The organism is Pseudomonas sp. GW456-L13 (assembly GCF_017350115.1).
GTDB classification, from domain to species: Bacteria; Pseudomonadota; Gammaproteobacteria; order Pseudomonadales; family Pseudomonadaceae; genus Aquipseudomonas; species Aquipseudomonas jessenii.
The window spans coordinates 573,777-585,400 of the sequence record NZ_JACNAS010000002.1 but is presented as its reverse complement, the minus strand read 5'-3'; the positions used below and the strand labels follow the sequence as shown (position 1 = coordinate 585,400).

Below are 11,624 nucleotides of genomic sequence, written 5' to 3'. Positions count from 1 at the left end.
CCACATGTTTTCGTTCGGCATGGGAGGGTCTTCATTGAGCCCTAATGAACATCCCGCCCGGTTCGTTTACCAGGGCAAGACTGTTTATTTTTGGAGACTACCGCCCATGGCACTGCACCCGGACATCGAAGGGTTTCTAGAGCTGGCCGAGTTCGGCCGCCTCAGCGGCAAAAGCCAACCCATGCATGAGCTGAACCCGAGCGAAGCGCGGCAGCAATTCGAACAGACTTCGCAGTTGCTCGATGCGGCGCCAACGGGGGCGTTGACGGTGACGGAGGTCAGCATTGCTGCACGGGATGGGCATGTGCTCAATGCGCGGCTGTACGCCAAACCACAACCGGACAACGAGCCGCGCCCGGTGTTGCTGTACTTCCATGGCGGCGGCTACGTGGTGGGCAGCCTCGATTCCCACGACACCCTGTGCCGGCGACTGGCGCTGGCGGGGGAATTTGCCGTGTTGTCAGCGGACTATCGCTTGGCACCTGAGCACCGTTTTCCCACTGCATACAACGATGCCGAAGACATCACCCGTTGGCTGGCCATTACCGGTGCCAAAGCATTGGGTCTGGACGCGAGACGGATCGCACTGGCCGGGGACAGCGTCGGCGGCAGCCTGGTGGCCTCGCTGTGCATCGCCATCGCCCAGGACCCGTTGGGATGGCCGCTTGTGCCGCGCCTGCAAGTGTTGCTGTACCCGGTGATCGACGCGGTAAAAAAACGCCCGTCCCTCGAGCGATTCGCCGAAGGCTATCTGCTGGAAGCCACCACGCTGGAATGGTTCTACCAGCAATACCAACGCAGTGAAGCGGATCGTGCCGACTGGCGTTTTTCACCGTTGTACGCCGAGTGCGTGCAACGGCTGACGCCGACGGTGTTGTGGCTGGCCGAATACGACCCGTTGCTCGATGAAGGCCTGGCCTGGGCCGAGAAACTGCGTACTGCGGGGCAACCCCTGGTGCTGGAGGTCAAGGCCGGCATGACCCACGACTTTGCGCGCATGGGCGAGATGGTCCAGGAAGTGCCGGGGATGCTGGGGCAACTGGCGGCGCAGATCAGCGAGAGTCTGGCCTGACGCATGGCGTAGTGATCAGCGACGCCGTCCCCCTGTGGGAGCGAGCTTGCTCGCGATAGCGGCAGCACATTCAACATTGATGTGTCTGACACTCCGCCATCGCGAGCAAGCTCGCTCCCACAGTTTGTTTTGCGCTGACTCGGATAACTAAGGCGGATCAAGCCGATCCAGCGCCCGATTCACCGCCAGTTCCCCCAACATGATCACCTGCGCAATCCCCAACAGCGCATTGCGGCTTGTCCCTTCCAGATGATCCACCAGATCGTTGGCCATGACATTGGCCGACGCCAGCGACTCACAGGCGTGCACCAGCAGGGTTTCGGTACTGAGTTCTGGGTTGACGATGAACATCGTGTTGGGTGTGCGCGGGGTGGCCATGATGTTGGGGCCAGGGTTGAGGTGGTGATTGAGCGCGCGCTCGGCGGCTTCGTGGAATTGTTTTGAGTCGGGGCTTTCGTACGTCGAGGCCGGGTCGGAATCCGGCGGATTTGGCGTTACCTTGAACATCGATACTTACCTTTAAAGTAGGGCAGCACCAGTTCGCTACTAAACGAAAGGGTGGCAGCTGTGCGCAAGTTAGTAGACCGGCAAGGTGAGGAACCGGCGCGCCCGGGGGCGCCATGCGCACAGCCACCATCAAGCACAGGCGGATGCCTGACTGATGATACTCATGCGACCGTTCTAACCTTGGCCGGGCTACTAAACCCGATCACCGACAATCAGTGACCCGAATCAAGTTACCGACGACCTCCAAGGCGCACAAGCCGGCGGATTCTGGCGTACCTGTAGGCAACGACGCAAGGCGTTGTGGCTTTCATGAAGTAACCTGTAGGGCGCTTAAACAAGTGCTGCTGACTGGTGTTTGTCAGCGACGATCTGATTTCTGTACCGATTGTGTTTCGAACAAATAAACGGGAAACATCTGATGGGTTTTCGGTTTGGTGTCCCTCGACACTTCACTCAAAACTGCTAGATTCACCGCTCGATTGGCACGACAAGGAATGTTCGTTCATGAAATTTGGCTACCTGATCATCTACGTCAAGGATGTAGAGGCCTCTCTCAAGTTCTTCTCATCGGCCTTCGGGCTCGGCGTTCGGTTCATCCATGAGTCCGGCACCTATGGCGAACTGGAAACCGGCGAAACCGCGCTGGCATTCGCCGCCGATGAACTGGCCGCATCGAACTTCAGCACAGGTCATGTCCCGGCGCACTCATCCCTCAAGCCGCTAGGCATCGAAGTCGGGCTGGTAACCGAGGATGTCCCTGTGGCCCATGCCAAAGCGATTCAAGCAGGCGCCAACGAAATCGCTGCCCCGACTACCAAACCCTGGGGGCAAACCGTTTCTTACGTTCGATGCCCTGACGGAACGCTGGTTGAGCTGTGCACACCCGTAAACGCTACCGAGAGTGCGTCTTGAAAGCCGGGCGCGAAGGGAACCACGCAGACAAGTCTGGCAGTAACCTGCAAGTGGTCACGTCAACGGACCCTTTGGCGATACTTGAAATCTCAGGGATTACGCCGCAACTCCGGGAGCTGGAAACGCAGGCCGTTGCCGAAGGCTTCAGGTTCCTCTCCCGGTTGATCGAGGAATGGGAAAGCGGTGCCAATCGATTCGATCAGCAGGGTGAGTGTCTTTTCGGGGCGTTCCGGAACGGGCGGCTGATTGCCATTGGCGGGCTCTCGTGCGATCCATTTGCCGGGCGGGACACAGGAAGATTACGGCGGGTCTACGTCGCACGTGCATCAAGGGGCCAGAACGTGGGCAAAGCGTTGGTGCAGCACCTGCTGGAATTGGCGAGTGAGCATTTTCGCGTTGTACGACTGTCTACGGACACACCCGAGGGCGCCGCCTTTTACCTTCGCTGCGGGTTCCGGCCGATCCAGGATGATTTTGCGACGCATATGAAGTCATTGGCGTTCTGAAAAAACCAAGGATGATTCAATGATGAATCATAAAAAAAACCTCATCAGTTGCCTGATATTTCCCATCGCCCCGGTCGGCGTCATCTTTCTGACCTTTGCCCTGTGCAGGGAAATCTGGGCGGAAAACTTCTACACACCCGGCGAGGACGGCGGAGAAGTCGAGCCTACGCTGGCTCTCTTTATCATTCCGCTCCTGCTGGTCATTGCCGCATTTTTGTTTGCGGGCCTGACAGCGTTGACTCGATGGGTGGCGCGGCGTTTTGAACCCGGGGCCTGGTGGCGGTGGTTGATGGCGATTCCACGCGTCGTCCTGGCAGCCATTGCGTTGTTTCTGTTTCTGCTTTCGACCGGTTTCCTGATGGGAGATGTGCTCGGTCCCTTCAGGTATTGGCAGGTGGCTTGCGCATGGGCAGCCAGCGCGGTGACCGTCGGGGCATTTGTGGTTCAGCAACTTTCACGTCTAAAGGAGTAGTCCTCAGGCCTCGGACAGGGTTCTGCCGAGCCATCTTCCGCATTCCGTATCGGCTATGTATTATCGACCTCGGCCCGATGCTGCCCGCCGCTCGCTCCCGTTGGGAAAGGTGAAAGCGTCTCCTCCTTCTACAAACCCTGTCGCCTCTCTTGACGGTCGAGGTTTGGCAACGCGAGCACCAAAGCATCTCGGCTACAGGAGCAGTCATGTTTTCAATCGAGCAAGCCAAGCAAATGGCCAGACAGTTGCGCGCCTCGCTGGAGGAACGCAATCAAGTGGTGACCCATTCTACTGCGCTGGAACTGGTCGCCCAGCAACTGGGCTACAAGGACTGGAACACCGCGTCAGCGTTGCTTGCCCAGGCAAACACCCCGTCCACGCCTGCTGCAACGTTCGACAAACCTATTCCAATCTTACGGATGTTCGACGAAGCCAAGGCGCGTGAGTTCTATCTGGATTTCCTGGGCTTTAGCGTCGAGTTCGAGCATCGTTTCGAGGCGGATTTGCCGCTGTACCTGGGCATCAGTCGCGACGGGCTGCAACTGCATCTTTCCGAGCACCACGGCGATGCCAGCCCGGGCTCGACGGTGTTCGTGCCCATGCACAACATCGAACTGCTCAGGGACGAATTGCAGGGCAAGCGCTACGGATACGGACGCCCGGATATTGTTCAGCAGGGCTGGGGCAAGGAGCTGCAAGTCTACGACCCGTTCGGCAACCGGATTCGCTTCTGCCAGTATTGATCAGACGGTGCGGACCAGGGCGACCTGGTCCGTTTTGAACCACCCGGTATTAAGGATGGACACGGTATGACCACGCAGGACATTTCGCTTCAAGACATCGCCGCACCTGAAGGCGTTTGTTATGGCTGCGGCAGCCAAAACCCGCACGGGCTGCACATCAAGAGCTTCTGGCATGAAGACGGCGTGCATGTCATGGCGCAGCACATGCCGGATGACAAGTATTGCGGCTGGCCGGGTCTGGTTTACGGCGGTTTGATCGCGATGCTGGTCGATTGCCACTCCAACTGGGCAGCGATGGCTTATCACTACCGGGCAGAACAGCGCGAGGTGGGCAGCTTGCCCCACATCACCTGCGTCACCGGTAACCTGGGCATCAAGTACATCAAGCCCACCCCGATGGGTGTCCCCCTGACACTGCGTGCAAAAGTCGAGGGCGAGGTCGGGCGTAAAAGTCGGGTTATTTGCGAGGTCTTCGCCGGGGATGTCCTGACCGCTGTCGGGGACTCCACGTTTGTCCGTGTCGATACCGAGCAACTCAGGGCCGCTGCGCAAGCAGAAAACGGAACCGTGCCACTGTAGGAGCGAGCTCGCTCGCGATGGACTCACAGGCGCCGCGTTCAACCAGTAAACACGCGTAATCGTTAACGACCATCGCGAGCAAGCTCGCTCCTACAAGTGGTCGCAGTCAGCCATCAGGGCCGCTGTAGGAGCGAGCTCGTTCGCGATGGACTCATAGGCGCAGCGTTTAGCCAGTGAACACGCGTTATCGTTAACGACCATCGCGAGCGAGCTCGCTCCTACAGGTGGAGGCAGTCGGCCATCAGTACTGCGCGCGCAGGCTCAGGGTCAGGGTGCGCGGGTCGCCGTAGAAGTTGGTGCCCCAGGAGGCATCGACGCGGTCGTAGTACTTGCGGTCGAACAGGTTGTTGGCGGTCAGTGTCGACGACAGGTGTTCGTTGAACTTGTAGCCGACTTGCGCCGAGGTAACAGCATAGCCGCCTTGATGGAACTTCACGTCACGCTGGTAGTAGGTGTCGCTGACCACACGCACGCCACCGGCGACGCTGAAGTCCTTGAGCGGGCCGTCGGTGAATTCGTACTTGGTCCACAGGTTGAAGTTGTGCTTGGGCGTGATGGTGCTGAAGGTCTTGCCTTTGTTGGCCTGGTCGCCGTCCAGGAACTTGGTGGAGGTGTAGGCGTAACCGGTGACGATGCTCCAGTTGTCGGTCAGGTTGCCGCTCAGCTCGGTTTCCCAACCCTCGCTGCGTGCCTTGCCTTCGGTCATGTAGGCACCGGAGGTGTTGTCGTATTCGGCGCGGTTTTCATCGTAGATGCGAAAGGCGGCGATGCTGGCGTTCAGGCGACCGTCGTAGAATTCGCGCTTGAGGCCGATTTCGTATTGCTTGCCTTCGCGGGGGCCGACGGGCTCGCCGTTTGTGCCGATTTCGCTTTGCGGTTTGAACACGCCGGTGTAGCTGAAGTAGGTCGACAGTTCTGGGGTGATCTTGCCGATGATGGCGCCGTACGGCACGACCTTGCGGTTGATGCTGGTGTGGGCTTCGCCGAAGTTGTTGAAGAAGGCGTTGGCGTTTTTCGCATCACTTTCGTACCAGGTCACGCGGCTGCCGCCGATGACATCGAGCCAGTCGGTGACGTTGAACTTGGCGCGGGTGTAGACGCCGTACTGATCGGACTTGGACCAGTTGCCATTGACGTGCGCATAGTCGTTGCGGGGAATGTCGATGCTGCCCGGATTCCATACGTTGATCGGGAAGTACTCGCCGCCGCCGTAGGTGAAATCCTTGTCCAGGTGCTGGTACTCGGCACCCACGGTGAACTCGTGTCGGCGATCGGCGAACTCGAACGGCGTGGTGACAAAGCTGTCGACGCCGACGGTCTTGATGTGGGTGTAGTAGTCGTAGGCCACGGCCCAGCTGTCACCGGTGGCCGGGTCGACCGCGCCGTCGGCCCAGGTGAAGTTACGCTCCGGGGTTTCGGCATCGCGGTAGGTCAGGGTGGTCTTGAACTGACCGCCGTTGTCCAGTTCGTGGTCGAGCTCGGCGAAGGATTCCCAGACTTTTTCGTTGAGGGTGTTCCACTTGGCATCGACGAAGGTCGAGCGCGGCACGTCGAGCAATGAGCCGTCGGCGTAGGCCGGCAGGCCGAAGGCCGGGGTGGAGTTGTTCTTCTGGTAAGCGCCGCCGATCGACAGGGTGGTGGCCGGGTCGAGGTCGAATTCCAGGCGACCGTAGACCATCGGGCGTTCGTTCTGCGCGTAGTCGACGAAAGACTGGTTGTTCTCGTAGGCGGTGATGAAACGACCGCGCACGGTGCCCTGTTCGTTCAACGGGCCGGTGACATCCACCGAAGAACGGTAGCGATCGTAAGAGCCGGCAGCCAGCTCGCCACCGAGGGCGAATTTGCTCAGGGCGCGCTTGCGCACCACGTTGATGGTACCGCCGGGTTCGCCCGCGCCCTGGTACAGGCCCGACGGGCCGCGCAGCACTTCGATGCGGTCGTACATCGCCAGGTCGAAACTGGTGGCCATGTCGCCCTGGCCGGTGGGCTGCGAGACGCCGTCGACCTGCACCTGGTCGACGAGGAAGCCACGCATGTAGACGTCATTGAGGCTGGAGCCGGAGTTGTAGGTCTTGATGGTCACGCCGGTGACCTGACGCATGGCGTCCTGCAGGCTGTTCAGGTTCTGGTCGTCCATGCGCTGGCGCGTGACGACGGACACCGACTGCGGGATGTCCTTGAGCTTTATGTTGCCTTTGCCGATGGTGACTTCATTGGTGGTGTAGGAGTGCGAGCCTTCGGTGGTTGGCCCCAGCGCCACGCCGGTGATGGACGTCGCACCCAGTTGCAATGCACTGGAGTCACCGGCCGATGGCACCAGCGACACGGTGTTGCCATTCAACTGAAAATTGATGCCGCTCCCCAGCAGCAAGGTTTTCAGTGCCTGTTCCGGTTCCATGTTGCCGGACACCGCCGTGGACTTGATGCCGTTGACCATGTCCTGGCTGTAGAGAATCTGCAGGTTGGTCTGCTGGCCCAGTTGGCGCAATGCACTGGCCAGCGACTGAGCCGGTACATTGACGTTCACCGGGGCTGCCTCGACCTGGGACGTACCCAGCAGCAACAGGGTCAGCAGCGCGCCCGGCACGACCGTTCGGAATTTCTTTTGCCGTTCGATGGCTAACGCCAAGGGTGCGCGGGACAGAGTAAGGCTTTGCATTGCTCGAATCGCTCCAGAATAGTGTGTGCAGTTTTTTAGTTAATGATAATTATTATTAGACGGACCACTTTGGCTAAACCGGAAAACAAACTTCAAAAAACAAGGATTTGCGTGCGGCCACGGCGCTCAGGCGGTTGCGCGCTCGGTGACGACCCGGCCCGATTCCATGCGCACCAGTTGATCGGCCATATCGAAATAACGGTCGTCGTGGGAGATGACGATGATGGTTTTGCCCAGGCGTTTGAGGTCCGGCAGCAGCTCGGTGTAGAAGATGCGGCGGAAGGTCGGGTCCTGGTCGGCGGCCCATTCGTCGAACACCAGCACCGGGCGTTCTTCCAGCCAGGCATTGACCAGCGCCAGGCGCTTGCGCTGGCCGGTGGACAGGTCGGTGGTGGTGAAGCTGCCGTCCCTGACGCTGACCTTGTGCGCGATCTCCAGCCGTTGCAGGTAGGCGTTGGCATCTTCGGGGATGTGCTGGTCGCCCTGGACCACGTCATCGAACAGGTAGTAATCGGCAAAAATCGTGGTGAACAATTGGCGATAGTCGTCGCGATTGTGCGCATCGATGCCCTGGCCGTTGAGCTGGATCGAACCCTGTTGCGGCGCGTAGAGGCCCAGCAGCAACTTGATCAGGGTGGTCTTGCCGCAGCCGTTTTCGCCGACGATGAAAATGATGTCGCCTTGCTCGATGGTCAGGTTCACCGGGCCCAGGCGAAACGCGTCACTGCCCGGTGCGGCGGGGAAGGCGTAGCTGACGTTGTTCAGTTGCAGGCGGTCGACCACGGTTGGCCGGATGCCGTTGTCGTTGAGCAACAGGTGCGGCTCGGGCGAGGAAAACTGGCTCGACAGCTCGGCGATACGGCGGAAGGCAATCCGCGCCCGGCTCACGATCGGCAAGGTGCTGACCAGATGCTCGATCGGGCCTTTCATGTACAGCAACACCAGCACGAAACCGCTCATCACCGCTTGGTCGGCGCTCGGCCAGAACGATTGCAGCGCCAGCGCCAGGCCGATGACCACGAAGAACAACATCGAGCCCAGCGTCTTGGCGATCACGAAGGTGTTGATCGAACGCACCTGGGTGTTACAGATGAAATCGGCGGTGCCCTGGATGCCCTTGACGAACATGCGCTGGCGGCGCGGGCGGTGGATGCGCAACTCCTTGGCACCGCCGGCAATGGCGTTGTAGTGCTTTTGCAAATCGTCTTCGGCATCGCGGGCGGCCATGAAACCCTGGATGCCCTTGCCCTGCGCATAGAACTGGATGCCGGTGCCGATGGCAATTGCCAGCACCATCATCAGGAACATCGGCCACGACAACATCGCCAGGTAACCCATGCAGCCAAGGGTCACGGTCAGGGAAATCGCCAGCGGCGCGAAGGCGAAGGCGAAGTCGCTGATGGTGTCGACGTCGTGGGTCAGCACTGGGATCAGCCGGTGGCTGCGATAGCGCTCGATCTGCTCGATGGGGGCCGAAAGGACTTTCTCCCCCAGCGTTTTGCGCAGCCTGGCAATGATGTGCTGGCCAACATAGTTGGTGCCGATGTCGGAGCAGATCGAACTGCCCAGAGCCAGCAGGCACAGGCCGCCGAACAGCGCGACCACGCCTTGGGTCAGGCCGTGCGGCGAATGCAGCGCGTTGTTGATGGTGGCCAGCAACACCGTCACGCTCAGGCCACCCACCATGCCCAGGAAAATGGACGCGGCGACGATCAGTCGAAACGGTTTCAACAGGGCCAGTAATTCGCCGATGGCGCCTCGGGTAGGCTGGGTCATGGCAGGCAGTTCCTTGGGTCGTAAGGCAGATACCCAGTAGAACGTCTGGTGAAGGGCTTAATTTAAACGGTGGGAGACAGGTGGTGCCAAACCTGTGGGAGCGGGCTTGCTCGCGAAAGCGGTGGATCAGAAAAGTTGATGTTGGCTGACACGACGCCTTCGCGAGCAAGCCCGCTCCCACAAGGGCAAGGGGGGTCAGAGAGTGCGTACGACGCGAAAACCGATCCAGTCGCCACGGGTTTGCGGGTCGATGTCATTGCGGTTGCCCGAGCGGGAAAACACCGGTGCTTCGCCCCAGTCGTTGCCACGGATGCGCAGGGTGTCGCAGTTCGGTTCGGTCCAGGCGCTGCCATCGGTGGGAGCGCCGACGTAGTCCGGGTGGTAGCAGTCGGCGATCCACTCGTAGACGTTACCGTGCATGTCGTACATGCCGAAGGCGTTGGGCGGGTAGCTGCCGACCGGTGAACTGTAGCTGTAGCCATCGGTGGGGCCATAGGTGTTGGCGTGGGTGGCGATGCTGTACTCGGTGCCGGGGTCGAACGGGAAGGGGAAGGGTCCCGTTGCCCCTGCGCGGGCGGCGTATTCGCGCTGGGCCTCGCTGACGATGTGGTAGTGCTGGCCGGTCTTCATCGACAGCCAGGCGACGTAGGCACTGACCTCGGCGAAGTTCATGCACACTGCCGGCTGGCGCGGGCTCTGTGGATAACGCGGCTTGCTGTTGATGCACTCGCGGCCGGGGCGGGTGTCGCCATCGGGCAGGGTGATTCCGGTTTCCTTGAGGTACTGGTCCCATTCGCCAGCGGTGATCTGGTAGCGGCTCATGGCGAACGGCTTGTCGAACGTCACCTCATGCATCGGGCCTTCATCAGGCTCACGGCCGACTTCGTCTTCCGGGGTGCCCATGGTGAACGTGCCGGCGGGCAGCACGACCATTTCCGGGCAGTTACGGCAATCCTTGAAGACCTTGCCCGGAAGCGGCGCCGTATACGCCTGGGCGAGGCCGGGCATGGCACTGCCGAGCAATGCCAGCAGCATCAGGGCGCCCAGGCCTTTGGAACGCCCCCTGTTCAGGATGTTTTTCATAAGGGTTCTCGCTAAAGGGAATCGGCGGTTCAGAGCTTGCTGGCCATCAGTTCCATCAACTTGTCGATGTGCGCTTGGGTATTGAGCAGCCCCGGCGACACACGAATGATCGGCCCGACATCACGGTCCACGGCGTCACACACCACGCGCTGATCCATCAGGAAGTTGGCGACTTCGTCGCAGTCCTGGTTCCTGATGCGGAAGAAGGTGAAGCCGGCGGAATATTCCGGCGACAGCGGCGTGACCAGCTCCACCGACGGGTGTGCTTGCAAACGTTTCTTCAGGTAGCTGTTGATGTCGTGAATGCGCGTCGCGACCTCGGCCTTGCCCAGCTCCAGGTGCAATTTGAAAGCTTCGGTCAGTGCCCAGCGGTGTTCGAACGAGTGGTAGCCGCCGTAGGTCATCACGGTGGAAAACTGGGTGGCTTCAGAGAAGGTCGGGATGGTCGGGGTCACGTCCTTGAGCTCGTCGGAGCGGGCGCAGATGATTCCGGTGCCCCGTGGGCCGAACATCCATTTGTGGGTGCCGGCAATGAAGAAATCGCAGTGCATGTCCGGGAAGTCGACGTTCTCCACGCCGAAGCCGTGTACGCCATCGATTACGTAGAGGATGCGGTCCTTGTCGGCGCGGCCACGGTTTTTCTCCTCCACCAGTTTGCCGATCTCGCCGATTGGCAGCTTCACGCCGCTGCCGGAATGCACCCAGGTCATGCCCAGTACACGGGTTTCGGGGCGAATGTTGCGTTCAATCGCGGCCAGCACTTCGGCGGTCGAGACCTTGTACGGGTCTTCGAACAATTTGATCTTGCGAACCTGGGTGCCGTCCTTTTGGGTGCGGTATTCGAACACGCTGTTGGCGGCGTAGTGTTCGTGTTCGCTGGTGAGGATCTCCTGGTCCGGGCGCACGTGGATACCGGCGTAGATCATCGCCAGGCCTTCGGTGGTGCTGCCGGTCAGGGCGATCTGCGACGGCTTGGCCTTCAAGTAGCGACCGGCCCACACGCGCACCTCTTCTTCGCGGCGTTCGGTTTCGCCGCGATGCCAGTCCATGGCCAGGCCCGGGTTGCGATCGAGATTGGCGCGATGCATCTCGATGGCTTCACGCACAGGCAGCGGGTGCGAGGTCACCAGGAAGTTGGCGAAGTGCAGGTAGTTCGGGTCCTGGGTGAACAGTTGGCGCAACTGGTCCCATTTGTCCTTGGGCAGTGGCACGGGGCTGGCGGCGTGTGCTGGCAGGCTCACGGCGGAGGCCAGGGGGATGCCGGCCGCCAGAATGCCGGCCTGCTTGAGGAATGAACGACGGTTGGTCATGGATT

The 11,624-nt window shown here is 60.4% G+C and carries 11 protein-coding genes; 6 read left to right on the top strand and 5 right to left on the bottom strand.

What is annotated here, in order from left to right; all coding sequences use genetic code 11:
- Window positions 1-106: 106 nt before the first annotated feature.
- On the top strand, window positions 107-1,072 hold the full coding sequence (locus J4D25_RS16775; protein ID WP_057713937.1) for an alpha/beta hydrolase: 966 nt from the start codon (window positions 107-109) through the stop codon (window positions 1,070-1,072).
- A 147-nt stretch (window positions 1,073-1,219) separates the two neighbouring features.
- Here the strand turns inward: J4D25_RS16775 and J4D25_RS16770 are convergent, their stop codons facing one another.
- Window positions 1,220-1,579, bottom strand: coding sequence for a DUF6124 family protein (locus tag J4D25_RS16770; protein WP_057713938.1), 360 nt, complete (start codon window positions 1,577-1,579; stop codon window positions 1,220-1,222).
- 504 nt (window positions 1,580-2,083) lie between these two features.
- Between J4D25_RS16770 and J4D25_RS16765 the strand changes: the two genes are divergently transcribed.
- The 5 genes from J4D25_RS16765 to J4D25_RS16745 all read left to right on the top strand — a co-directional run bounded on the left by J4D25_RS16765 (window position 2,084) and on the right by J4D25_RS16745 (window position 4,791).
- Entirely contained in the window at window positions 2,084-2,491 is a 408-nt protein-coding gene (locus tag J4D25_RS16765) for a VOC family protein (protein ID WP_057713939.1), read from the top strand.
- 50 nt (window positions 2,492-2,541) lie between these two features.
- On the top strand, window positions 2,542-2,997 hold the full coding sequence (locus tag J4D25_RS16760) for a GNAT family N-acetyltransferase (protein WP_057716583.1): 456 nt from the start codon (window positions 2,542-2,544) through the stop codon (window positions 2,995-2,997).
- Window positions 2,998-3,016: 19 nt separating this feature from the next.
- Complete coding sequence (locus J4D25_RS16755) at window positions 3,017-3,469, top strand: hypothetical protein (RefSeq protein WP_057713940.1); 453 nt, start codon at window positions 3,017-3,019, stop codon at window positions 3,467-3,469.
- A gap of 206 nt (window positions 3,470-3,675) precedes the next feature.
- Entirely contained in the window at window positions 3,676-4,212 is a 537-nt protein-coding gene (locus J4D25_RS16750; RefSeq protein ID WP_057713941.1) for a glyoxalase superfamily protein, read from the top strand.
- Window positions 4,213-4,278: 66 nt separating this feature from the next.
- Window positions 4,279-4,791, top strand: a complete 513-nt coding sequence (locus tag J4D25_RS16745) for a PaaI family thioesterase (protein ID WP_057713942.1) — start codon at window positions 4,279-4,281, stop codon at window positions 4,789-4,791.
- A 241-nt stretch (window positions 4,792-5,032) separates the two neighbouring features.
- On the opposite strand, the gene J4D25_RS16740 is transcribed toward J4D25_RS16745, so the two are convergent.
- The 4 genes from J4D25_RS16740 to J4D25_RS16725 all read right to left on the bottom strand — a co-directional run bounded on the left by J4D25_RS16740 (window position 5,033) and on the right by J4D25_RS16725 (window position 11,619).
- Window positions 5,033-7,450 (bottom strand): TonB-dependent siderophore receptor, encoded by a 2,418-nt coding sequence (locus J4D25_RS16740; RefSeq protein WP_057713943.1) that lies wholly within the window; start codon window positions 7,448-7,450, stop codon window positions 5,033-5,035.
- A 126-nt stretch (window positions 7,451-7,576) separates the two neighbouring features.
- Window positions 7,577-9,226, bottom strand: coding sequence for a cyclic peptide export ABC transporter (locus J4D25_RS16735; RefSeq protein ID WP_057713944.1), 1,650 nt, complete (start codon window positions 9,224-9,226; stop codon window positions 7,577-7,579).
- A 195-nt stretch (window positions 9,227-9,421) separates the two neighbouring features.
- Complete coding sequence (locus tag J4D25_RS16730; protein WP_057713945.1) at window positions 9,422-10,309, bottom strand: formylglycine-generating enzyme family protein; 888 nt, start codon at window positions 10,307-10,309, stop codon at window positions 9,422-9,424.
- A 29-nt stretch (window positions 10,310-10,338) separates the two neighbouring features.
- Entirely contained in the window at window positions 10,339-11,619 is a 1,281-nt protein-coding gene (locus J4D25_RS16725) for an aminotransferase class V-fold PLP-dependent enzyme (protein ID WP_057713946.1), read from the bottom strand.
- Between the last annotated feature and the right edge of the window lie 5 nt (window positions 11,620-11,624).